This window comes from Citrobacter sp. wls619 (genome assembly GCF_005281345.1).
Classification (GTDB): Bacteria; Pseudomonadota; Gammaproteobacteria; order Enterobacterales; family Enterobacteriaceae; genus Citrobacter.
In genome coordinates this window covers 13,632-37,600 of record NZ_SZXJ01000064.1, presented here as the reverse complement: position 1 = coordinate 37,600, position 23,969 = coordinate 13,632, and the positions used below count along the sequence as shown (strand labels likewise).

Annotated in this window: 23 protein-coding genes; 18 read left to right on the top strand and 5 right to left on the bottom strand. The window is 53.4% G+C overall.

Annotated features, from left to right (window positions below; all coding sequences use genetic code 11):
- Positions 1-46: 46 nt before the first annotated feature.
- The 3 genes from uvrD (at position 47) to corA (ending at position 3,618) form a co-directional block, all read left to right on the top strand.
- On the top strand, positions 47-2,209 hold the full coding sequence (uvrD, locus tag FDX19_RS13825) for a DNA helicase II (protein ID WP_137383164.1): 2,163 nt from the start codon (positions 47-49) through the stop codon (positions 2,207-2,209).
- A 247-nt stretch (positions 2,210-2,456) separates the two neighbouring features.
- The gene (gene ysgD / locus FDX19_RS25315) at positions 2,457-2,513 is read left to right on the top strand and encodes a YsgD/CorL family protein (RefSeq protein WP_212723238.1); all 57 of its coding nucleotides are present in this window, start codon (positions 2,457-2,459) and stop codon (positions 2,511-2,513) included.
- A gap of 154 nt (positions 2,514-2,667) precedes the next feature.
- Positions 2,668-3,618, top strand: coding sequence for a magnesium/cobalt transporter CorA (gene corA / locus FDX19_RS13820; RefSeq protein ID WP_003017920.1), 951 nt, complete (start codon positions 2,668-2,670; stop codon positions 3,616-3,618).
- Between the two features lie 73 nt (positions 3,619-3,691).
- Here corA and rarD read toward each other — a convergent pair whose 3' ends face one another.
- Complete coding sequence (rarD, locus tag FDX19_RS13815) at positions 3,692-4,585, bottom strand: EamA family transporter RarD (RefSeq protein WP_137383163.1); 894 nt, start codon at positions 4,583-4,585, stop codon at positions 3,692-3,694.
- Positions 4,586-4,636: 51 nt separating this feature from the next.
- Positions 4,637-5,104 carry an acyl-CoA thioesterase YigI gene (yigI, locus tag FDX19_RS13810; protein WP_005133301.1) on the bottom strand — a complete coding sequence of 156 codons (468 nt, stop codon included), beginning with the start codon at positions 5,102-5,104 and terminating at the stop codon, positions 4,637-4,639.
- A 165-nt stretch (positions 5,105-5,269) separates the two neighbouring features.
- Here yigI and pldA point away from each other — a divergent pair, with 165 nt between their 5' ends.
- The 3 genes from pldA to rhtC all read left to right on the top strand — a co-directional run bounded on the left by pldA (position 5,270) and on the right by rhtC (position 8,740).
- Positions 5,270-6,139 carry a phospholipase A gene (gene pldA / locus FDX19_RS13805; RefSeq protein WP_137383162.1) on the top strand — a complete coding sequence of 290 codons (870 nt, stop codon included), beginning with the start codon at positions 5,270-5,272 and terminating at the stop codon, positions 6,137-6,139.
- Between the two features lie 87 nt (positions 6,140-6,226).
- On the top strand, positions 6,227-8,056 hold the full coding sequence (gene recQ, locus FDX19_RS13800) for an ATP-dependent DNA helicase RecQ (protein ID WP_137383161.1): 1,830 nt from the start codon (positions 6,227-6,229) through the stop codon (positions 8,054-8,056).
- A gap of 63 nt (positions 8,057-8,119) precedes the next feature.
- Positions 8,120-8,740 carry a threonine export protein RhtC gene (gene rhtC / locus FDX19_RS13795; RefSeq protein WP_003828942.1) on the top strand — a complete coding sequence of 207 codons (621 nt, stop codon included), beginning with the start codon at positions 8,120-8,122 and terminating at the stop codon, positions 8,738-8,740.
- 45 nt (positions 8,741-8,785) lie between these two features.
- Here the strand turns inward: rhtC and rhtB are convergent, their stop codons facing one another.
- On the bottom strand, positions 8,786-9,406 hold the full coding sequence (gene rhtB / locus FDX19_RS13790; protein WP_137383160.1) for a homoserine/homoserine lactone efflux protein: 621 nt from the start codon (positions 9,404-9,406) through the stop codon (positions 8,786-8,788).
- 110 nt (positions 9,407-9,516) lie between these two features.
- On the opposite strand from rhtB, the gene pldB reads away from it, so the two are divergent.
- The 3 genes from pldB (at position 9,517) to FDX19_RS13775 (ending at position 12,329) form a co-directional block, all read left to right on the top strand.
- Positions 9,517-10,533 carry a lysophospholipase L2 gene (gene pldB, locus FDX19_RS13785; RefSeq protein WP_137383159.1) on the top strand — a complete coding sequence of 339 codons (1,017 nt, stop codon included), beginning with the start codon at positions 9,517-9,519 and terminating at the stop codon, positions 10,531-10,533.
- Between the two features lie 15 nt (positions 10,534-10,548).
- Entirely contained in the window at positions 10,549-11,349 is an 801-nt protein-coding gene (gene yigL, locus FDX19_RS13780; protein ID WP_137383158.1) for a sugar/pyridoxal phosphate phosphatase YigL, read from the top strand.
- A gap of 80 nt (positions 11,350-11,429) precedes the next feature.
- Positions 11,430-12,329, top strand: coding sequence for a carboxylate/amino acid/amine transporter (locus tag FDX19_RS13775; protein WP_137383157.1), 900 nt, complete (start codon positions 11,430-11,432; stop codon positions 12,327-12,329).
- On the opposite strand, the gene metR is transcribed toward FDX19_RS13775, so the two are convergent.
- Entirely contained in the window at positions 12,217-13,170 is a 954-nt protein-coding gene (gene metR / locus FDX19_RS13770) for an HTH-type transcriptional regulator MetR (RefSeq protein ID WP_137383156.1), read from the bottom strand. The genes FDX19_RS13775 and metR overlap by 113 nt on opposite strands.
- Positions 13,171-13,405: 235 nt before the next feature.
- On the opposite strand from metR, the gene metE reads away from it, so the two are divergent.
- Complete coding sequence (metE, locus tag FDX19_RS13765) at positions 13,406-15,667, top strand: 5-methyltetrahydropteroyltriglutamate--homocysteine S-methyltransferase (RefSeq protein WP_137383155.1); 2,262 nt, start codon at positions 13,406-13,408, stop codon at positions 15,665-15,667.
- A 77-nt stretch (positions 15,668-15,744) separates the two neighbouring features.
- On the opposite strand, the gene FDX19_RS13760 is transcribed toward metE, so the two are convergent.
- Positions 15,745-16,551 carry a dienelactone hydrolase family protein gene (locus tag FDX19_RS13760; RefSeq protein WP_137383154.1) on the bottom strand — a complete coding sequence of 269 codons (807 nt, stop codon included), beginning with the start codon at positions 16,549-16,551 and terminating at the stop codon, positions 15,745-15,747.
- Between the two features lie 265 nt (positions 16,552-16,816).
- On the opposite strand from FDX19_RS13760, the gene udp reads away from it, so the two are divergent.
- From udp to tatC, 8 genes are all read left to right on the top strand, one after another.
- A complete protein-coding gene (gene udp, locus FDX19_RS13755) occupies positions 16,817-17,578 on the top strand; it encodes a uridine phosphorylase (RefSeq protein ID WP_006686084.1) in 762 nt (253 codons plus the stop codon).
- Between the two features lie 140 nt (positions 17,579-17,718).
- Positions 17,719-19,149, top strand: a complete 1,431-nt coding sequence (gene rmuC / locus FDX19_RS13750; RefSeq protein WP_137383153.1) for a DNA recombination protein RmuC — start codon at positions 17,719-17,721, stop codon at positions 19,147-19,149.
- A 94-nt stretch (positions 19,150-19,243) separates the two neighbouring features.
- Positions 19,244-19,999, top strand: a complete 756-nt coding sequence (gene ubiE / locus FDX19_RS13745; protein ID WP_137383152.1) for a bifunctional demethylmenaquinone methyltransferase/2-methoxy-6-polyprenyl-1,4-benzoquinol methylase UbiE — start codon at positions 19,244-19,246, stop codon at positions 19,997-19,999.
- Positions 20,000-20,012: 13 nt separating this feature from the next.
- Entirely contained in the window at positions 20,013-20,618 is a 606-nt protein-coding gene (gene ubiJ, locus FDX19_RS13740) for a ubiquinone biosynthesis protein UbiJ (protein WP_137383151.1), read from the top strand.
- Entirely contained in the window at positions 20,615-22,255 is a 1,641-nt protein-coding gene (ubiB, locus tag FDX19_RS13735; protein WP_137383150.1) for a ubiquinone biosynthesis regulatory protein kinase UbiB, read from the top strand. The genes ubiJ and ubiB overlap by 4 nt, the downstream gene beginning before the upstream one ends.
- A 78-nt stretch (positions 22,256-22,333) precedes the next feature.
- Positions 22,334-22,588, top strand: a complete 255-nt coding sequence (tatA, locus tag FDX19_RS13730; protein ID WP_003017888.1) for a Sec-independent protein translocase subunit TatA — start codon at positions 22,334-22,336, stop codon at positions 22,586-22,588.
- 3 nt (positions 22,589-22,591) lie between these two features.
- Positions 22,592-23,140, top strand: coding sequence for a Sec-independent protein translocase protein TatB (tatB, locus tag FDX19_RS13725; protein ID WP_137383149.1), 549 nt, complete (start codon positions 22,592-22,594; stop codon positions 23,138-23,140).
- 2 nt (positions 23,141-23,142) lie between these two features.
- Positions 23,143-23,934 carry a Sec-independent protein translocase subunit TatC gene (gene tatC, locus FDX19_RS13720; RefSeq protein WP_137383148.1) on the top strand — a complete coding sequence of 264 codons (792 nt, stop codon included), beginning with the start codon at positions 23,143-23,145 and terminating at the stop codon, positions 23,932-23,934.
- Positions 23,935-23,969: the final 35 nt, after the last annotated feature.

Here is a 23,969-nt window from a genome sequence, read left to right as displayed (position 1 = left end):
AAATTCCCAGGGGTCCGGTGGGGCCCTGTTGATTCCGGCGGTGCCAATGGACGTTTCTTACCTGCTCGATAGCCTCAATGACGAACAGCGCCAGGCTGTGGCCGCGCCACGCAGCAACATGCTGGTTCTGGCGGGCGCGGGGAGTGGTAAAACGCGTGTGCTGGTGCACCGTATCGCCTGGTTACTGACGGTTGAGAACAACTCGCCGTACTCCATTATGGCGGTGACGTTTACCAACAAAGCGGCGGCGGAAATGCGTCACCGTATTGGTCAGATCATGGGCACCAGCCAGGGCGGTATGTGGGTGGGGACGTTCCACGGTCTGGCGCACCGTCTGCTGCGCGCGCACCACATGGATGCGAATCTGCCACAGGATTTCCAGATCCTCGACAGCGAAGACCAGTTGCGTCTGCTTAAGCGCCTGATCAAAGCAATGAATCTGGATGAGAAGCAGTGGCCACCGCGTCAGGCGATGTGGTTCATCAACAGCCAGAAAGATGAAGGGCTACGCCCGCACCATTTACAGAGCTATGGCAACCCGGTTGAGCAAACCTGGCAGAAGGTCTATCAGGCCTACCAGGAAGCGTGTGACCGCGCGGGGCTGGTGGATTTCGCCGAGCTGCTGCTGCGCGCCCATGAACTGTGGCTTAACAAGCCACATATCCTGCAGCATTACCGCGAACGCTTTACCAATATCCTGGTCGACGAATTCCAGGATACCAACAACATTCAGTACGCGTGGATCCGCCTGCTGGCGGGCGACAGCGGTAAAGTGATGATCGTGGGTGATGACGATCAGTCGATCTACGGCTGGCGCGGCGCACAGGTGGAAAACATCCAGCGCTTCCTCACTGACTTCCCCGGCGCAGAAACCATCCGTCTGGAGCAGAACTACCGTTCGACCAACAACATCCTCAGCGCGGCCAACGCCCTGATTGAAAACAACAACGGGCGTCTGGGTAAAAAGCTGTGGACTGACGGGGTCGACGGCGAACCGATCTCTCTGTACTGCGCGTTCAACGAGCTCGATGAAGCGCGCTTTGTGGTCAACCGTATCAAGACCTGGCAGGACAACGGCGGAGCGCTGGAACAATGCGCCATTCTGTATCGCAGCAACGCCCAGTCGCGCGTACTGGAAGAGGCGCTGTTACAGGCCAGCATGCCGTACCGTATTTACGGCGGTATGCGCTTCTTTGAACGCCAGGAAATCAAAGATGCGCTCTCTTACCTGCGTCTGATCGCTAACCGCAACGATGATGCTGCGTTTGAACGCGTGGTGAATACACCGACGCGCGGTATTGGCGATCGTACACTGGATGTGGTGCGCCAGACCTCGCGTGACCGCCAGCTAACGCTGTGGCAGGCCTGTCGTGAGCTGCTGCAGGAAAAAGCCCTTGCCGGTCGTGCTGCCAGCGCGCTACAGCGTTTTATGGAGCTTATTGAGGCACTGGCGCAGGAGACCGCCGATATGCCACTGCACGTGCAGACTGACCGGGTGATTAAAGACTCCGGCTTGCGCATGATGTACGAACAGGAGAAAGGCGAGAAGGGCCAGACACGTATCGAAAACTTAGACGAACTGGTCACGGCAACGCGCCAGTTCAGCTACAACGAAGAAGATGAAGATTTAATGCCGCTGCAGGCGTTTCTGTCTCACGCCGCGCTGGAAGCGGGTGAAGGGCAGGCGGATACCTGGCAGGACGCGGTCCAACTGATGACCCTGCACTCGGCGAAAGGCCTGGAGTTCCCGCAGGTCTTTATTGTCGGGATGGAAGAAGGCATGTTCCCCAGCCAGATGTCGCTGGACGAAGGCGGTCGTCTGGAAGAAGAACGTCGTCTGGCCTATGTCGGCGTGACTCGCGCGATGCAAAAGCTGACGCTGACCTACGCCGAAACGCGCCGCCTGTACGGCAAAGAGGTTTACCATCGCCCATCGCGCTTTATCGGCGAACTGCCGGAAGCGTGCGTGGAAGAGGTTCGCCTTCGCGCCACTGTCAGCCGCCCGGTCAGCCATCAACGGATGGGCACGCCAATGGCGGAGAACGACACCGGTTATAAGCTCGGTCAGCGCGTGCGCCACGCCAAGTTTGGTGAAGGCACCATCGTCAACCTCGAAGGCAGCGGCGAGCACAGTCGCCTGCAGGTGGCGTTCCAGGGGCAGGGCATTAAATGGTTGGTGGCGGCCTACGCCAGACTGGAAACGGTGTGATCGCCTGATGTCGCTGCGCTTATCCGGCCTACAGACCGGGTAACATTTTTATTCGTAGGCCGGATAAGGCGAAGCCGCCATCCGGCTATCTGTCGGTTAATATTCTGAAATCATAGATAAATAATTCCCCTCTGCTAACCTTTCTGTATAAGGGGAAATTATTACTTTTTCGCCATCCGTTGCGTGTTGACGTCAAAATTTTGCTGGCGTAACATGCGCGCACGATTACGCTAAGAGGACATTCGCCTTGGACACACCCAGTAGATACTGGCTCATTATCCTGTCATCCAGGATCAACTCCTAAGGCTATCCCTTTTTGCTGATAGCCTTCGCGGTTGTCAGCGACCTTCTGTTTTTTCCCGTCGCGCTGAGTCAGGCTGTTTAATGGTCTGAAACCCAATTTGTTTCTGTGTGCCCTCCGAACTGTCCGATAATTTTTTGCATTGGGAGTCCCGGTCATGCTGAGCGCATTTCAACTGGAAAACAATCGTTTAACTCGCCTTGAGGCGGACGAGATCGAGCACCTGGCCAGTTCGGTTTGGGTCGATTTAGTCGAGCCGGATGACGAAGAACGAAACCGTGTGCAAAAGGACTTGGGCCAGAATCTGGCTACGCGCCCTGAACTGGAAGACATCGAAGCATCCGCACGTTTTTTTGAAGACGAAGACGGTTTGCACATCCACTCCTTCTTCTTTTATGAAGACGCCGACGATCACGCGGGCAACTCAACCGTCGCATTTACCATTCGCGAAGGTCGCCTGTTTACCCTGCGCGAGCGCGAACTGCCGGCTTTTCGCCTGTACCGCATGCGTGCGCGCAATCAGGCGATGGTGGATGGCAACGCCTACGAGCTGCTGCTCGACCTGTTCGAAACCAAAATCGAACAGCTGGCGGATGAAATAGAAAATATCTACAGCGATCTGGAAAAACTCAGCCGTGTGATCATGGAAGGGCGTCAGGGCGATGAATATGACGAAGCGCTGTCGACGCTGGCGGAGCTGGAAGATATCGGCTGGAAGGTACGCTTGTGTCTGATGGATACCCAGCGCGCACTGAACTTCCTGGTGCGTAAAGCGCGTCTGCCGGGCAGTCAGCTGGAGCAGGCGCGTGAGATCCTGCGCGATATCGAGTCCCTGTTGCCGCATAACGAATCACTGTTCCAGAAGGTTAACTTCCTGATGCAGGCGGCGATGGGCTTTATCAACATCGAGCAGAACCGCATCATCAAGATCTTCTCGGTGGTTTCTGTCGTATTCCTGCCGCCGACGCTGGTGGCTTCCAGCTATGGCATGAACTTTGAGTTTATGCCAGAGCTGCACTGGAGCTTCGGTTATCCTGGCGCGATTGTCTTTATGATGCTCGCGGGTCTGGCGCCGTATCTGTACTTTAAGCGCAAGAACTGGCTGTAATAACTGTACTTTATCCGGCCTACAGCGATGTGCTTTTGTAGGCCGGATAAGCGAAGCGCCATCCGGCACTCCCCTAGCTCCGACGAACCCGTCGTTGCGTATAAATCGCATCCATCACGAAAATTGCCAGCGCCACCCAGATAAAGGCGAAGGTGACCATTTTATCCGCTCCCGGCACTTCACCGTAGAACGTTACTGCCAGCAGGAACATCAGCGTTGGCCCGATATACTGGAAAAAGCCCAGCGTGGACAGACGTAGACGGGTTGCCGCACCGGTAAAGCACAGCAGCGGGATTGTGGTCACGACACCCGCAGCAATCAGCAGCAGATTAAGCGACATGGGGTTCTGACCCATATGGCTGGTCGGGCTGTCTGCGATACCAAACAGATAGATGGCCGCAACGGGCAAGAGCCACAGGGTTTCGATCAGCATGCCGGTTTGCGCTTCGACGGCGATTTTCTTGCGCACCAGACCATAGAAAGCAAAGCTGAACGCCAGCCCCAAGGCGATTATTGGCAGGGAGCCAAAGGTCCATAGCTGCACCAGCACGCCACAAGCGGCTAATAAGACCGCAAGCCACTGCATACGACGGAAGCGTTCTCCGAGGAAAATCATCCCCAACACGATATTCACCAGCGGGTTAATAAAGTAACCGAGGCTGGCTTCCAGCATATGGTGGTTATTGACCGCCCAGATAAAGAGCAGCCAGTTTCCGCCGATTAGGACCGCCGAGAGCGCCAGCAGAAAAATCTTCTTTGGCGTTTGCAGCAGCGTTTTGACACCTGACCATTGGCGACTAACGCTCATCAGCGCCACCATAAAGAAAAATGACCAGATGACGCGGTGCGTCAGGATCTCATCCGCCGGGACGTAATAAATCAGTTTGAAGTAGGCGGGAGCGATACCCCAAATAAAATAGGCAGCAAGAGCGAGTAACACGCCCTGCCGCGTTTGTTTAGCATCCATTGGGAGAACTCATTACAGAAAAGTAACCGTAGTTTACCTTTTTTCAGGCGCTTACCCCACCATATAAGTGGCAGTTGCACTGGCGATATAAAGCTGTTCTTCGTTATGCAGTTCCACGCGTGCGACAGCCACTTTATTGCCTGCTCGCAGCAGACTGCTGGTGGCCGTAAAGCGGTTCCCTCTGCCTGGCCGCAGGTAATCAACGCGCAGATCGATGGTGCCCATTCGTGACATGCGCTGGCGTAGCTCGTCCTCGCTGATGGTCTCGTGGCGGGTTAGCGTACTGCCAACGCACACCAGTCCGGCGGCAACGTCCAGCGCTGAGGCGATCACCCCGCCGTGCAGGATGCTTTGTGCCCAGTTACCCACCATCATCGGTTGGTTATTAAACGCTAATTGCGCAAATTCTTTTTCATAACGTTCCAGTTCCAGCCCCAATGCCCGATTAAACGGCATATGATAGACAAACATTTCACCCACTAATTTAAGGGCTTGCTCAGCAGTAAGAACAGCAGACATACGATCCCGACACCTTATTGGTTAATGAAATGTTGATATTATGCTTATTATTTGTTGTTTTCTACTTTAGGACGGGATAACTAACGAGGAACTAGCTAAGTATGTAGAATACTTGGCAGATAATTATACAATTCATCAATATTTTGGTTCAGGAGAACACTACCGATGCGGGCGATTCTGGGTTGGTTACTACCAGCAGTCATGCTGCCGTTGACCGCGTATGCGCAGGAAGCGACAGTGAAAGAGATTCATGATGCACCAGCAGTGAGAGGCAGTATCATCGCCAATATGCTGCAAGAACACGATAATCCTTTCACGCTGTACCCCTATGACACCAACTATCTCATCTACACCAATACCAGCGATATGAACAAAGAGGCGATCAGCAGCTATAACTGGTCGGATAATGCGCGCAAAGATGAGGTTAAGTTTCAGCTAAGCCTGGCATTTCCGCTTTGGCGCGGGATTTTGGGCCCGAATTCAGTGCTCGGTGGTTCATATACTCAGAAATCCTGGTGGCAGCTTTCTAATAGTGAAGAGTCTTCACCGTTTCGTGAAACTAACTACGAGCCGCAGCTGTTCCTTGGATTCGCCACCGACTATCGCTTTGCTGGCTGGACGCTGCGTGATGTCGAAATGGGCTATAACCATGATTCGAATGGGCGATCCGATCCCACCTCGCGCAGTTGGAACCGTCTGTACACTCGTCTGATGGCTGAAAATGGCAACTGGCTGGTGGAGGTTAAACCGTGGTACGTCATCGGTAGCACCGACGATAACCCCGACATCACCAAATACATGGGCTACTACCAGCTGAAAATGGGCTATCACCTCGGTGATGCCGTCATCAGCGTGAAAGGCCAGTACAACTGGAATACCGGTTACGGTGGTGCTGAAATCGGCGCGAGCTACCCGATCACGAAGCATGTTCGCTTCTACACCCAGGTCTATAGCGGCTACGGCGAATCGCTGATCGACTACAATTTCAATCAGACGCGTGTGGGTGTGGGTGTGATGCTCAACGATATCTTCTGATAGGTTTGATAGCATTTTAATCATTGCAGTTTCTCTCTCAGGCGCTGAAAATAGCGCCTGTTTTTCTTTCAGGCTAATGGGGTTAATGTGGCGCAGGCGGAAGTGTTGAATCTGGAAATGGGCGCTAAACAGGTTTTGCAGGAAACCTTTGGCTACCAACAGTTTCGCCCAGGTCAGGAAGAAATCATCGATACTGTGCTTTCTGGTCGCGACTGCCTGGTCGTCATGCCGACCGGTGGTGGGAAATCCCTGTGCTATCAAATCCCCGCATTATTGCTGAACGGGCTCACCGTTGTTGTTTCGCCGCTTATTTCCCTGATGAAAGATCAGGTCGACCAATTATTAGCAAACGGCGTGGCGGCGGCGTGTCTGAACTCTACCCAAAGTCGTGAACAGCAGCTTGAGGTCATGGCTGGTTGTCGCAGCGGGCAAATTCGCTTGCTGTACATTGCGCCTGAACGTTTGATGCTGGATAACTTCCTCGAACATCTGGCGCACTGGAATCCGGTATTGCTGGCCGTTGATGAAGCGCACTGCATCTCGCAATGGGGGCACGATTTCCGCCCGGAATACGCCGCGTTGGGCCAATTGCGCCAGCGTTTTCCGACGCTGCCATTCGTAGCGCTGACCGCGACCGCGGATGACACCACCCGCCTGGATATTGTGCGTCTGCTGGGGCTCAACGACCCGCTCATTCAGATCAGCAGCTTTGACCGGCCGAATATTCGCTACATGCTGATGGAGAAGTTTAAGCCGCTCGATCAGCTGATGCGCTACGTGCAAGAGCAGCGCGGTAAGTCCGGCATTATCTATTGCAACAGCCGTGCGAAGGTCGAAGACACCGCCGCGCGTTTGCAAAGCCGCGGCATCAGCGCGGGGGCCTATCATGCCGGGCTGGAAAACGCCGTACGCGCTGAAGTGCAGGAGAAATTCCAGCGCGATGACCTGCAAATCGTGGTGGCGACCGTGGCGTTCGGGATGGGAATCAACAAACCTAACGTACGCTTTGTGGTGCATTTTGATATCCCGCGTAACATCGAATCCTATTACCAGGAAACCGGCCGTGCCGGACGTGACGGCCTGCCGGCGGAAGCGATGCTGTTTTACGATCCGGCTGATATGGCATGGCTGCGCCGTTGCCTGGAAGAGAAACCCGCCGGACAGTTACTGGATATTGAACGGCATAAACTCAATGCGATGGGAGCGTTTGCCGAGGCGCAAACCTGTCGTCGTCTGGTATTGCTGAATTATTTTGGCGAAGGGCGGCAGGAGCCGTGCGGCAACTGCGATATTTGCCTCGATCCGCCAAAACAGTACGATGGCTTAATGGATGCGCGCAAAGCGCTGTCGACTATCTACCGTGTCAACCAACGCTTTGGTATGGGGTATGTCGTGGAAGTTTTGCGCGGAGCCAATAACCAGCGTATTCGCGAACTGGCCCATGACAAGCTGCCGGTCTATGGCATTGGTCGTGAACAGAGCCATGAACATTGGGTGAGCGTCATTCGCCAGCTTATTCATCTTGGGCTGGTGACGCAGAATATTGCTCATCACTCCGCGTTACAGTTAACCGAAGCCGCGCGTCCGGTGTTGCGCGGTGATGTTGCGTTACAGCTTGCGGTGCCGCGTATCGTGGCGCTGAAACCGCGCGTGATGCAGAAATCCTTCGGCGGCAACTATGACCGCAAGCTCTTCGCCAAATTGCGTAAGCTGCGTAAAGCGATTGCCGATGAAGAAAATATCCCGCCGTACGTGGTTTTCAATGATGCGACGCTGATAGAAATGGCCGAGCAGATGCCGGTTTCTCCGAGCGAAATGTTAAGCGTCAACGGCGTGGGCATGCGTAAACTTGAGCGTTTCGGCAAAGAGTTTATGGCGCTTATTCGTGCACACGTTGATGGCGACGACGAAGAGTAGTCAGCCGGGCAAAAAAGTGCCAGGATGGTGACTCACTGAACTATTCCCCCGCGAGTCATTTTTATGTTAACGCTATTTTTCACCGTTGCGTTGGTGCATATCGTTGCACTGATGAGTCCCGGTCCCGATTTTTTCTTTGTCTCTCAAACGGCGGTGAGCCGTTCGCGTAAAGAAGCGATGATGGGTGTGCTGGGTATTACCTGTGGCGTCATGGTATGGGCTGGCGTGGCACTGCTCGGTTTACACCTGATCATCGAAAAAATGGCCTGGCTGCATACCATTATTATGGTCGGCGGGGGGCTGTATCTGTGCTGGATGGGCTACCAGATGCTGCGCGGCGCGTTTAAAAAACAGGACGTTGCTGCTCCCACTCCGCAGGTTGAGCTGGCGCAGAGCGGACGCAGCTTTTTAAAAGGTCTGCTCACCAACCTGGCGAACCCTAAAGCCATTATCTACTTTGGCTCCGTGTTCTCATTGTTCGTTGGCGATAACGTAGGAACGGGCGCACGTTGGGGGATCTTTGCCCTCATTATCGTGGAAACGCTGGCATGGTTTACCGTAGTCGCCAGCCTGTTTGCGCTACCGAAAATGCGCCGCGGTTATCAGCGTCTGGCAAAGTGGATCGATGGATTTGCCGGTGCGCTATTCGCAGGTTTCGGCATTCACCTGATTATTTCGCGTTAATTTACCTGCAGGCCGGATAAGCGGTAGCGTCATCCGGCACTGATCTCAGGCATGCCGTGCTGATGCCAGCAGGGCGCCTATCAGCATAAACAGTGAACCAAACACCTTGTTCAGCGCCTTCATTTGCTTTGGCCCCTTAATCCAGCCGGCAATACGGGTGGCCAGCGTCGCGTAACCGATCATCACAATGATATCGACCACGATGGTCGTCACGCCCAACACCACATACTGCATGAGCTGAGGCTCCTGTGGCAGGATAAACTGTGGGAACAGCGCGGCAAGAAAAACAATGCTTTTGGGGTTGGTCAGATTAACAAAGACCGCACGTTTGAACAGGCGGCTGCGTGTTTGCGTGTTCGCCATGGTGTTCAGATCGATAGCGCCCGCTGCCCGCCATTGCTGAATGCCCAACCAAATCAAATAGGCCGCTCCCGCCCACTTCAGCACTTCAAACGCGATGACTGAGCGTGAGAACAGTGTCCCCAGCCCAACGCCAACCAGTACGATATGAATGCCAAGCCCGGTCTGCAAACCGGCAATCGACGCGCTGGCGCCGCGATAGCCGTGACTGATGGCGGTTGTCATGGTGTTGATTGCGCCAGAGCCCGGAGACAAGCTCAAAATAATAGAGGTCAGCAGGTAGGCGAACCACCATTCAAAGGTCATGAGAAACTCCCGGATTGTCTATTTTTATGCCACAATACGCTACTGCCGTTGCGTTGTATCAGGCTCGGCGAAAAAAACGATTTTACTTGGTCAGCGAGGCTGGATACCCGATGTTTCAGCAGCAAAAAGACTGGGAAACAAGAGAAAACGCGTTTGCCGCTTTTTCCATGGGGCCACTGACAGATTTCTGGCACCAGCGGGAGGAAGCGGAGTTTACGGGTGTAGATGATGTTCCCGTACATTTTGTTCGCTTTCGTGCCGAAAAAAACGATCGCGTCATCGTTGTCTGTCCTGGGCGCATTGAAAGCTATGTGAAATACGCTGAGCTGGCGTATGACCTGTTTCATTCTGGTTTTGACGTACTCATTATCGATCACCGTGGTCAGGGGCGCTCCGGGCGGATGTTATCGGACCCACATCGTGGTCATGTCGATAACTTTAATGACTATGTCGATGATTTAGCCGCCTTCTGGCAGCAGGAAGTGCAGCCGGGCCCATGGCGAAAACGCTATATACTGGCGCATTCCATGGGGGGCGCGATTGCCACGCTGTTCCTGCAGCGCCATCCCAATCAATGTGATGCCATTGCGCTTTGTGCGCCCATGTTTGGTATTGTGATGCGTTTTCCCGACTGGATGGTGCGCCACATTCTTGACTGGGCCGAAGGGCATCCGCGCATCCGTGAAGGCTATGCGATGGGGACCGGTCGCTGGCGGGCGCTGCCATTCGGTATGAATGCGCTCACCCATAGTCGACAGCGCTATCGGCGTAACCTACGCTTCTACGCAGATGATCCACGGTTACGTGTGGGTGGCCCTACCTATCACTGGGTGCGTGAAGGTATTCAGGCGGGCGAACAGGTTCTGGCCGGAGCGGGTGATGACGCAACGCCAGCGCTGCTTATTCAGGCCGAAGAAGAGCGTGTGGTGGATAACCGCATGCACGATCGTTTTTGTGAACTCCGCGCTGCAGCAGGCCATCCGGTAGAAGGAGGTCAGCCGCTTGTCATAAAAGGCGCGTACCATGAGATCCTTTTCGAAAAGGACGCAATGCGCTCAGTCGCGCTTAACGCCATTGTTGATTTTTTCAACAGGCATAACTCATCCAGCGGAACTCGCTTTTCCTAGAGGTTTAATTTTCTTATGTATCAGGTTGTTGCGTCTGATTTAGACGGTACGCTGCTTTCTCCCGACCATACTTTGTCCCCTTATGCCAAAGAGACGCTGAAACTTCTGACGGCTCGCGGTGTTCACTTCGTGTTTGCCACCGGTCGTCATCATGTTGATGTGGGGCAAATTCGCGATAACCTCGGCATTAAAACCTACATGATCACGTCCAACGGTGCCCGCGTGCACGATCCTGACGGAAATCTGGTGTTTTCCCACAACCTGGATCGCGACATTGCCAGCGATCTGTTTGGTGTTGTGAACGCCAACCCGGATATCGTGACGAACGTTTACCGCGACGATGAGTGGTTCATGAACCGCCACCGCCCGGAAGAAATGCGTTTCTTTAAAGAGGCGGTATTCAATTATTCACTGTTTGAACCTGCGCTGCTGGAGCCGGAAGGCGTCAGCAAAGTGTTTTTCACCACCGATTCTCACGAAAGATTGCTGCCGCTGGAACAGGCAATTAACGCCCGCTGGGGCGATCGCGTGAACGTCAGTTTCTCCACACTGACGTGCCTGGAAGTGATGGCGGGTGGCGTGTCGAAAGGCCATGCGCTGGAAGCGGTGGCGAAAGCGATGGGCTATAGCCTGAAGGACTGTATTGCCTTCGGCGACGGTATGAACGATGCGGAAATGCTCTCCATGGCAGGCAAAGGCTGTATCATGGGCAACGCGCATCAACGCCTGAAGGATCTGCATCCGGAACTGGACGTCATTGGCCTCAATGCCGACGATGCCGTGCCGCATTATCTGCGTGAGCTTTATCTGCAGTAACGTTGTTGTTCGTTAGTTAACCAGTTGTCAACCGTATTCTTCGCTACAATGGGTGTACCTTTTGTTAAGAGACATCCATTGTGGCGTTACTCATCATTACCACAATTTTGTGGGCCTTTTCCTTTAGCCTGTTTGGCGAGTACCTTGCCGGTCATGTCGATAGCTATTTTGCGGTGCTGGTGCGCGTTGGGCTGGCGGCTCTGGTGTTTTTACCGTTTTTGCGTACCCGTGGGCACAGCGTAAAAACAATCGCGCTGTATATGCTGGTGGGCGCCATGCAGCTTGGCATCATGTATATGCTGAGTTTTCACGCCTATCTGTATCTGACGGTTTCAGAGTTGCTGCTCTTTACCGTGCTGACACCGTTGTACATTACGCTAATTTATGACCTGATGAGCGGGCGCCGTTTACGTTGGAGCTATGCGTTCAGCGCGTTGCTGGCGGTAATTGGCGCAGGGATTATCCGTTACGATCAGGTGACCAGCCACTTCTGGACCGGCCTGCTGCTGGTACAGCTTTCTAACATTAGCTTTGCCATTGGTATGGTGGGTTACAAACGCCTGATGGAAACGCGCCCGATGCCACAGCACAACGCCTTTGCCTGGTTTTACATGGGCGCCTTTATGGTGGCGGTCGTGGCCTGGTTCATGCTGGGCAATGCGCAGAAAATGCCTGCAACTACGCTACAGTGGGGAATTCTGGTGTTTCTTGGCGTGGCGGCGTCCGGCATTGGTTACTTTATGTGGAACTACGGCGCGACCCAGGTGGATGCCGGTACGTTGGGCATTATGAACAATATGCATGTGCCGGCGGGGCTGCTGGTCAATCTGGCTATCTGGCACCAACAACCGCACTGGCCAAGCTTTATCATTGGCGCGGCTGTGATAGTGGCTTCACTGTGGGTACATCGTAAGTGGGTCGTTCCGCACTCCGCACAAACGGCAGGTGGTCACAGGCGTGATTCCGCGCTGAACGAATAAACGCTTCTGTTACCGGCTGGCGCTGTTCTCCGTCGCGCACGGCGGCGTACAGTCGGCTCCACAGCCCATCGCCCAGGGTTTTGGTTACAACCAGACCCTGGCGTTCAAAACTCTCTACTACCCAGTGCGGCAAAGCCGCGATACCCATTTTTGCGGCAACCATCTGAATCAGCAGCAGTGTGTTATCCACACTCTTCAGCGATGGGCTAACGCCCGCAGGCTGCAGGAAATGCCGCCAGACATCCAGTCGACTCCGTTGCACCGGGTAAATCAGCAGCGTCTCGCTGGCCAAATCTTCCGGTGTGATTTGCGTTTTGCTGGCCAGCGGATGGTCGGGGGCCAGGATCAGGCGTACTTCAAAATCGAACATCGGTGAATAGTGCAATCCGCTGCGCGGCAGAATATCGGATGTCATCACCAGATCCAGCTCATCCTGCTGTAACGCTGGTTGCGGATCGAACGTCACGCCGGATTTAAAGTCCATCTCCACCTGCGGCCAGTTGGCACGAAAATTCTCCAACGCGGGCGTCAGCCACTGGATACAGCTGTGGCATTCAATCGCGATACGCAGCCGGGTTTGCTGCGGTTCGTTGCAGGCCTGCAGCGCACGACCAATTTGCGGCAACACCTGATTGGCTAACTGCAGCAGGATTTCTCCCTGCGGCGTAAAGCGCAGAGGCTGGCTTTTACGGATAAAAAGCCGAAAGCCAAGGCGCTGCTCCAGATCGCTGAACTGGTGAGAAAGGGCGGATTGGGTCTGATGCAACGTCGCCGCTGCGGCTGCCAGAGAACCACTGTTCCGCAACGCCTGGAGCGTTTTCAGGTGTTTAATCTCGATCATGAAAGTCCTTCACTTCGGCATGAACAAATTGCGCTTGAGGAATATACAGTAACCGCCAATTATGGATGTGTAAACATCTGGACGGCTAAAATCCTTCGTCTTTTAAATTTATGGTGCGTTGGCTGCGTTTCTCCACCCCGGTCACTTACTTCAGTAAGCTCCCGGGGATGAATAAACTTGCCGCCTTCCCTAAATTCAAAATCCATAGGATTTACATATAATTAGAGGAAGAAAAATGACAATATTGAATCACACCCTCGGTTTCCCTCGCGTTGGCCTGCGTCGCGAGTTGAAAAAAGCGCAAGAAAGCTACTGGGCGGGAAATTCTTCCCGTGAAGATTTGCTGACCGTTGGCCGCGAGCTGCGTGCCCGCCACTGGGATCAGCAGAAGCAGGCGGGCGTTGACCTGCTGCCGGTGGGCGATTTTGCCTGGTACGATCACGTGTTGACCACCAGCCTGCTTCTGGGTAACGTTCCGGCTCGTCATCAAAATAAAGATGGCTCCGTTGATATTGACACCTTATTCCGTATTGGCCGTGGCCGCGCACCGACGGGTGAACCAGCGGCGGCGGCAGAAATGACCAAATGGTTTAATACCAACTACCACTACATGGTGCCGGAGTTCACCAAAGGTCAGCAGTTCAAACTGACCTGGACGCAACTGCTGGATGAAGTGGACGAAGCGCTGGCACTCGGCCACAAGGTAAAACCCGTACTGCTTGGCCCGGTAACTTACCTCTGGCTGGGGAAAGTGAAGGGCGAACAGTTTGACCGCCTGAGCCTGTTGAACGACATTCTACCGGTATACCAGCAGGTACTGGCTGAGTTGGCGAAACGCGGTATTGAGTGGGTGCAAATTGATGAGCCAGCGCTGGTGCTGGAACTGCCTCAGGCGTGGCTGAATGCCTTCAAACCGGCATACGATGCGCTGACCGGCCAGGTGAAGCTACTGCTGACCACCTACTTCGAAGGCGTAACGCCGAACCTGGCGACCATTACCGCGCTGCCGGTGCAGGGGCTGCACGTTGACTTCGTGCACGGTAAAGATGATGTCGCCGAGCTGCACAAACGTCTGCCTGCCGACTGGCTGCTGTCAGCGGGTCTGGTAAATGGTCGTAACGTCTGGCGCGCCGATCTCAGCGAAAAATACGCCCAAATTAAAGATATCGTCGGGAAACGATCGCTGTGGGTGGCTTCTTCATGCTCTTTGCTGCACAGCCCAATTGACCTGAGCGTTGAAACCCGCCTGGATGCCGAAGTGAAGAGTTGGTTTGCCTTCGCGCTGCAAAAATGCGGTGAGCTGGCGCTACTGCGTGATGCGCTGAACAGCGGCGATACCGCGGCGCTGGTTGAATGGAGTGCACCGATTCAGGCGCGTCGCCACTCCACCCGTGTACACAACGCCGCAGTGGAAAAACGTCTGGCGGCGATCACCGCCCAGGACAGCCAGCGCGCCAACGCTTACCCGGTTCGCGCCGAGGCGCAACGTGCCCGCTTTAATCTGCCGGCATGGCCGACCACCACGATCGGCTCATTCCCGCAAACCACCGAAATTCGCGGTCTGCGTCTGGACTTTAAAAAGGGCAACCTGGATGCCGGCAACTACCGTACAGGGATCGCAGAACATATCAAACAGGCGATTGTTGAGCAGGAACGTCTGGGCCTCGACGTACTGGTACACGGTGAAGCTGAACGTAACGACATGGTCGAATACTTTGGCGAACATCTGGACGGCTTCGTCTTTACCCAGAATGGCTGGGTGCAGAGCTACGGCTCACGCTGTGTGAAACCACCGGTTGTGATTGGCGACGTCAGCCGCCCGGAAGCGATTACCGTTGAGTGGGCTAAATACGCGCAGTCTCTGACTGACAAACCGGTTAAAGGCATGCTGACCGGACCGGTGACTATTCTTTGCTGGTCGTTCCCGCGTGAAGATGTGACCCGTGAAACGATCGCGAAACAGATTGCGTTGGCGTTGCGTGATGAAGTGGCAGATCTGGAAGCGGCGGGTATCGGTATTATCCAGATTGATGAACCTGCACTGCGTGAAGGCCTGCCGCTGCGCCGCAGTGACTGGGCGGCATATCTGGAATGGGGCGTGGAAGCCTTCCGCATCAACGCAGCGGTGGCGAGGGATGAAACTCAGATCCACACCCATATGTGTTACTGCGAGTTTAACGACATCATGGATTCCATTGCTGCGCTGGATGCGGACGTGATCACCATTGAAACCTCGCGTTCCGACATGGAGTTACTGGAGTCGTTTGAAGAGTTCGATTACCCGAACGAAATCGGGCCGGGCGTCTATGATATTCACTCACCCAACGTCCCGAGTGTGGAGTGGATTGAAGCCCTGCTGAAGAAAGCGCAACAGCGTATTCCGGCTGAGCGTCTGTGGGTGAACCCGGACTGTGGCCTGAAAACGCGCGGCTGGCCGGAAACGCGTGCGGCGTTGGCTAACATGGTCAAAGCTGCGCAGAATTTGCGTCAGGCTTAACGAAACGTAGGCCCGGTAAGCGAAGCCGCTCCGGGCAATAGGTCGGGTAGCGGTTTTGCCTTACCCGACCGACTCGATTATCTCTTCTCACCGTATTGCGCAAACCACTCCAGCATTCTCTGCCAGCCATCTTTCGCGGACTCTTCGTGATAGCTTGGGCGATAATCGGCATTAAACGCATGGCCAGCATCGGGATAGACGACGATTTCCGCTTTAGCATTGGCGGCTCGTAATGCCTGACGCATGGTTTCCACGCTGTCCTGTGGAATACTGGTATCCTGACCGCCATACAGTCCCAAAACGGGAGCGTTCAGATCGGTGGCAATATCGACAGGGTGTTTGGGGGAGTTCAGCGTTTTATCGCCAACCAATTTGCCATACCACGCCACCGCCGCTTTTAGCTGTGGATTGTGTGCGGCATACAGCCAGGTAATACGTCCACCCCAGCAAAAACCCGTCATCATTAATTGATGCACATCGCCGCCGTTGCGGGAGGCCCAACTGGCAACATGGTCCAGATCCGCCAAAACCTGTGAGTCGGGAACTTTCGCCACCAGGCCGCTTAGAAGCGTCGGGATATCGGCAAAGTCACTGGGATCGCCCTCGCGAAAATAGAGTTCGGGTGCAATAGCCAGATAACCTTCCAGCGCCAGTCGACGGCAAACATCACGAATGTGCTCATGAATACCAAAAATTTCCTGCACAACAATGACGATGGGCAGCGGACCATCGGTCTGTTGCGGTCGTGCGTGATACGCAGGCATATCATCGCCTTGTGATGGAATTGATGTCACTCCGGCGATAATCGCGTTATCCGGGGTGTGAACCGTCGTGGACGACGGTGGGGATACAGCAGGTGCAAAACCAGATTGTCGTGTTGTCATGGTATTCTCCGTACCCTTAAATATTGTGCAAAATAGCGCATTGTTAACTATAGACACATGCAACGAACCACATTGCCTCAAACGGTCTATCTTTTGTGCAAGGCTTCCTTACATTGCGCCATTAATGTGATGGCTATCACTATTTCACGGTAAATCAATGCAATTGATTTCCGTCATAGTGATGACTGTCACGAAAAGATGTTTATGCCTTCGGTAAAGTGTGTTTTTGCTTCTTCTGACAAAACCGATTCACAGAGGAGTTTTTATGTCTAAGTCTGATGTTTTTCATCTCGGCCTCACTAAGAACGATTTACAAGGGGCCCAGCTCGCTATCGTCCCTGGCGACCCGGAGCGTGTGGAAAAGATCGCCGCGCTGATGGATAAGCCGGTCAAGCTGGCATCTCATCGCGAGTTCACTACCTGGCGTGCTGAACTGGATGGTAAAGCCGTGATCGTTTGCTCTACCGGTATCGGCGGCCCGTCCACCTCCATCGCCGTAGAAGAACTGGCGCAACTGGGCATCCGTACCTTCCTGCGTATCGGTACGACTGGCGCTATTCAGCCGCATATCAACGTGGGTGATGTACTGGTGACTACCGCCTCTGTCCGTCTGGACGGTGCGAGTCTGCACTTTGCGCCAATGGAATTCCCGGCTGTTGCAGACTTCGAGTGCACCACCGCGCTGGTGGAAGCGGCGAAATCTATCGGTGCGACCACCCACGTAGGCGTTACCGCGTCTTCAGACACCTTCTACCCGGGCCAGGAGCGTTATGACACCTTCTCTGGTCGCGTAGTGAGCCGTTTCAAAGGCTCTATGGAAGAGTGGCAGTCGATGGGCGTCATGAACTATGAAATGGAATCTGCGACGCTGCTGACCATGTGCGCAAGCCAGGGTCTGCGTGCCGGTATGGTTGCTGGCGTTATCGTCAACCGTACTCAGCAAGAGATCCCGAATGCAGAAACGATGAAGCAAACGGAAAGCCACGCGGTGAAAATCGTGGTAGAAGCCGCGCGCCGTTTACTGTAATTCACCCTTCTTTGCTAAAAGGCCGACGTGTTCGGCCTTTTTATTTTGCGTAGTACCTCGCAGGAAATTCCTTTTAAACTGGACGTTTATACAGCACAATTCTATTTTGTGCGGGTAAGTCGTTGCTGTAAGGGGGCGTTGTGGATATTTCAATTATGATGAGTGCCGTGCTGGCATTAGCCGCAGGGCTGCTGGTGGGCTGGCTGGCGACAAAAGCGCGCGCCGATCAGATCCGCGCAGACCTCATCGAAGAACGACGAGAACTGGATATTGCCCTCAGTGCAGCCCGGCAACAGCTCTCGCAGGAAGCCCACTGGCGTGACGAATGCGAACTGCTGAATAACGAACTCCGCAGCCTGCAGAGTATCAATACCTCACTGGAGGCCGATCTCCGGGAAGTCACCACCCGTCTGGAAGCAACGCAACAGCATGCGGAAGATAAAATTCGCCAGATGATCAACAGCGAACAGCGCCTGAGCGAACAGTTCGAGAATCTGGCGAACCGCATTTTCGAACACAGTAACCGTCGCGTCGATGAGCAAAATCGCCAAAGCCTGAACAGCCTGCTTACACCATTACGCGAACAGCTGGACGGTTTTCGCCGCCAGGTTCAGGATAGCTTTGGTAAAGAGGCGCAAGAGCGCCATACCCTGGCACACGAAATTCGTAATCTCCAGCAACTGAACGCGCAGATGGCGCAGGAAGCCGTTAACCTGACGCGAGCATTAAAAGGTGATAACAAAACACAGGGCAACTGGGGAGAGGTGGTACTTTCGCGGGTACTTGAAGCCTCTGGTCTGCGGGAAGGCTATGAATACGAAACCCAGGTTAGCATCGAGAATGATGCGCGCTCACGGATGCAACCAGACGTTATTGTCCGGCTACCGCAAGGTAAAGACGTCGTGATTGACGCGAAAATGACGCTGGTGGCTTATGAGCGCTATTTTAATGCAGAAGATGAATACACCCGGGAGGGGGCGCTGCAGGAGCATATCGCCTCCGTACGAAATCATATTCGTCTGCTGGGCCGCAAAGACTACCAGCAGTTGCCGGGGTTACGTACGCTGGACTATGTGCTGATGTTTATCCCCGTTGAACCCGCTTTTTTGCTGGCGCTGGACAGGCAGCCCGAACTGATTACCGAAGCACTCAGAAATAACATTATGCTGGTCAGCCCGACGACGTTGTTGGTGGCATTACGTACTATCGCTAACCTGTGGCGCTATGAGCATCAAAGCCGCAATGCGCAACAAATTGCGGATCGGGCCAGTAAACTTTATGACAAGATGCGCCTGTTTGTGGATGATATGTCGGCAATCGGCCAAAGCCTGGATAAAGCCCAGGATAACTACCGACAGGCAATGAAGAAGCTCTCTTCGGGGCGTGGAAATGTCTTATCGCAGGCGGAAGCCTTCCGCGGCTTAGGTGTGGAAATTAAGCGTGAGATTAATCCTGAGTTGGCTGAACATGCCACAAGTCAGGATGAAGAGTACCGTTTGCGCTCGGTCTCCGGGGCGCAACAAGAAGAGACATACGCCGATAATGCGGCGGTAAATCAGCAATCGAGCTAGCCCATTTGGGGTAGCTGAACCCGGCAGAAGGGTAGGGCAAATGGGCCCAATCTGTTACACTTCTCGAACATTTTTTGGATGAGCAGGCACTGAGATGGTGGATAATTCACAAGAAACGACGCACTTTGGCTTTCAGACCGTCGCTAAAGAGCAGAAAGCTGACATGGTGGCCCACGTTTTTCATTCTGTGGCGTCTAAATATGACGTTATGAATGACTTAATGTCATTTGGCATTCATCGTTTGTGGAAGCGGTTCACCATTGACTGTAGTGGCGTGCGTCGTGGACAAACCATTCTGGATTTAGCGGGCGGTACGGGCGATCTGACGGCGAAATTTTCTCGCATGGTTGGTGAAACCGGTAAGGTTATTCTGGCAGATATCAATGACTCAATGCTCAAAATGGGCCGCGAAAAGCTGCGCAATATTGGCGTGATTGGTAACGTTGAATATGTCCAGGCAAATGCTGAGGCGCTGCCGTTCCCTGACAATACCTTTGATTGCATCACCATTTCTTTCGGCCTGCGTAACGTTACGGATAAAGAGAAAGCGCTACGCTCGATGTATCGTGTGTTGAAACCTGGTGGGCGCTTACTGGTGCTGGAATTCTCCAAACCGATCATCGAACCGCTGAGCAAAGCGTATGATGCGTACTCTTTCCATATTTTGCCGCGTATTGGTTCGATGGTTGCGAGCGATGCAGATAGCTACCGCTATTTGGCTGAGTCTATCCGCATGCATCCCGATCAGGACACGTTAAAAGCAATGATGCAAGATGCCGGGTTTGAAAGTGTTGATTACTACAACCTGACGGCAGGTGTTGTTGCGCTGCATCGTGGTTACAAGTTCTGACAGGAGATCGGGGATGCCTTTAAAACCCTTAGTGACCGCTGGCGTTGAAAATCTGCTCAACACCTTTCTGTATCGTTCACCTGCGCTAAAATCAGCCCGAACGCGTTTGCAGAGCAAGGTACTGCGTGTTGATCTCAAAGGATTTTCTACGCCGTTAGTCCTGGTGTTCAGTGAACGCCAGGTCGATGTGCTGGGGGCATGGGAAGGCGAAGCAGATTGCACCGTGATCACACATGCCAGCGTGTTACCCAAATTACGCGACCGGCAGCAGCTCACCACGCTTATTCGTAGCGGCGAACTGGAAGTGCAGGGCGATATTCAGGTGGTGCAGAACTTTGTGGCTCTGGCTGACCTGGCGGAATTTGACCCTGCAGAGCTATTAGCACCTTATACCGGTGATATCGTCGCGGAAGGTGTTAGCAAAGTCCTGCGCGGTGGCGCGAAGTTCCTGCGTCATGGCATTCAACGTCAGCAACGTTATGTTGCCGAAGCGATCACTGAAGAATGGCGTATGGCCCCTGGCCCGCTTGAAGTTGCATGGTTTGCGGAAGAAACGGCAGCGGTTGAGCGTGCGGTCGAATCTCTGGCCAGACGGCTGGAAAAACTGGAGGCCAAATGACGCCAGGAGAAGTACGGCGCCTTTATTTCATCATTCGCACTTTTTTAAGCTACGGTCTTGATGAACTCATCCCCAAAATGCGTATTACGCTGCCGCTCCGTTTGTGGCGTTACACATTGTTTTGGATGCCAAACCGACATAAAGATAAGCCGCTGGGTGAAAGGCTGAGACTGGCTTTGCAGGAATTGGGGCCGGTGTGGATCAAATTTGGTCAAATGCTCTCCACCCGTCGCGATCTGTTTCCGCCGCACATCGCCGATCAGTTGGCCCTGTTGCAGGATCGGGTTGCTCCATTCGATGGACAACGAGCAAAAGAACAAATTGAAGAAGCAATGGGTGGGCTACCTGTTGAAGAGTGGTTTGATGATTTTGAGATCACACCACTGGCATCTGCGTCTATTGCTCAGGTGCATACCGCGCGACTGAAGTCGAATGGCAAAGAGGTGGTGATCAAGGTTATTCGTCCGGATATTCTGCCGGTAATCAAAGCCGATTTAAAACTGATCTATCGCCTTGCTCGCTGGGTTCCTCGCCTGTTGCCGGACGGTCGTCGTCTGCGGCCAACAGAGGTGGTCCGTGAATATGAAAAAACATTGATCGACGAGCTGAACCTGCTGCGTGAGTCGGCAAACGCCATTCAACTGCGACGCAATTTTGAAGACAGCCCGATGCTGTACATCCCGGAAGTGTATTCCGACTATTGCAGTCAGAACATGATGGTGATGGAGCGTATTTACGGTATCCCTGTTTCGGATGTTGCAACGCTAGAGAAGAACGGCACCAACATGAAACTGTTGGCCGAGCGTGGTGTTCAGGTCTTCTTTACCCAGGTATTTCGCGACAGTTTTTTCCATGCCGATATGCATCCTGGTAACATTTTCGTCAGCTATGAGCACCCTGAAAACCCGAAATACATTGGTATTGATTGCGGGATCGTGGGCTCATTAAATAAAGAAGATAAGCGCTATCTGGCTGAAAACTTTATTGCGTTTTTTAATCGCGATTACCGTAAGGTTGCCGAGCTACATGTCGATTCTGGTTGGGTACCCCCCGATACCAATGTTGAAGAATTTGAATTTGCCATTCGTACCGTGTGTGAGCCGATCTTCGAAAAGCCGCTGGCAGAGATCTCCTTTGGTCACGTGCTGTTGAATCTGTTCAATACGGCGCGTCGGTTTAATATGGAAGTCCAGCCTCAACTGGTGTTGTTACAGAAGACGCTGCTGTACGTTGAGGGTGTTGGTCGACAGCTCTATCCTCAGTTAGATCTGTGGAAAACGGCCAAGCCTTTCCTTGAATCCTGGATCAAAGATCAGGTTGGTATTCCGGCGCTTGTCAGGGCATTTAAAGAAAAAGCACCGTTCTGGGTCGAAAAAATGCCAGAAATACCTGAACTGGTGTATGACAGTTTGCGCCAGGGCAAATATTTACAGCACAGTGTTGATAAGATTGCGCGCGAGCTTCATGCGAATCACGTACGTCAGGGACAATCCCGTTATTTATTGGGTATTGGCGCAACGTTGCTGTTAAGTGGGACATTCCTGCTGGTAAGCCGTCCTGAGTGGGGGCTTATGCCTGGCTGGTTAATCGCGGGTGGTGTTATCGCGTGGCTGATCGGCTGGCGCAAAATGCGCTGATTTTTTCATCGCCCAAGGCAGGTCGTGTAACGTATACTACGGCCTTATTAATTCATCATCTATGACAGAGGAACATGTATGGGTGGTATCAGTATTTGGCAGTTGTTGATCATTGCCGTCATCGTTGTACTGCTATTTGGCACCAAGAAACTCGGCTCCATCGGTTCCGACCTTGGCGCGTCTATTAAAGGCTTCAAGAAAGCGATGGGTGATGATGAACCTAAGCAGGATAAAACCAGCCAGGACGCTGATTTTACCGCTAAATCCATCACCGATAAGCAGGGTGAAGTGAAGAAAGAAGACGCCAAAAGCCAAGATAAAGAGCAGGTATAATCCGTGTTTGATATCGGTTTTAGCGAACTGTTATTGGTGTTCGTTATCGGCCTCATCGTACTGGGGCCACAACGATTGCCAGTGGCAGTAAAAACGGTCGCGGGCTGGGTCCGTGCGCTGCGCTCTCTTGCAACTACCGTGCAGAATGAACTGACCCAGGAGCTTAAGCTTCAGGAGTTTCAGGACAGCCTGAAGAAAGTAGAGAAAGCGAGCCTGACAAATTTAACGCCGGAGCTGAAAGCATCGATGGATGAGCTGCGCGAAGCGGCTGAGTCGATGAAGCGTTCTTACAGCGTGCACGATCCTGAGAAAGCGAGCGATGAAGCGCACACTATCCATAACCCGGTGGTGAAAGGAAGTGACGCGCAGCACGAGGGGGTTACCCCTGCTACTGCTGAAGGACAGGCCAGTTCGCCGGAGCAAAAACCGGAATCCACGGGTGCTGACGCGCCGGAGTTAAAGGAAACTGCTTCCGTTACGTCGATGGACGCGGAAAAGAAACCTGCTGCACCTGCTGTCGAATCCTCACCCTCGTCGAGTGATAAACCGTAAACATGTCTGTAGAAGATACTCAACCGCTCATCACGCATCTTATTGAGCTGCGTAAGCGACTCCTGAACTGCATTATTGCGGTTATGGTGATCTTTCTGGCGTTGGTTTATTTTGCCAACGACATTTACCATATGGTTGCGGCACCGCTGATTAAGCAGATGCCTCAGGGTGCAACGATGATCGCCACCGATGTGGCTTCACCGTTCTTTACCCCGATAAAGCTAACCTTTATGGTGTCGCTGATCCTGTCGGCACCTGTGATCCTGTACCAGGTATGGGCATTCATTGCGCCTGCTTTGTATAAGCATGAACGCCGCCTTGTTGTGCCGCTGCTGGTCTCAAGTTCGCTGTTGTTCTATATCGGGATGGCATTCGCCTATTTTGTCGTCTTCCCGCTGGCGTTTGGCTTCCTTGCCAACACAGCTCCGCAAGGCGTGCAGGTTTCGACAGACATTGCCAGTTATCTCAGCTTTGTCATGGCGCTGTTTATGGCGTTTGGTGTCTCTTTTGAGGTTCCTGTCGCCATCGTGCTGCTATGCTGGATGGGTATTACGACGCCAGATGATTTACGTAAGAAACGTCCTTACGTAGTTGTCGGGGCATTTGTCGTAGGGATGTTACTGACTCCACCAGATGTCTTCTCGCAAACGCTGTTGGCGATACCGATGTACTGCCTGTTCGAGGTGGGTGTGTTCTTCTCTCGTTTCTATGTCGGTAAGCGACGTACGCGAGATGAGGACAACGAGGCTGAAGAAGCAAAAGAAGCCGACGCCACCGAGAAAACCGAAGAGTAAATTCAGCCGCCCGTCAGGGCGGTTGTCATATGGGA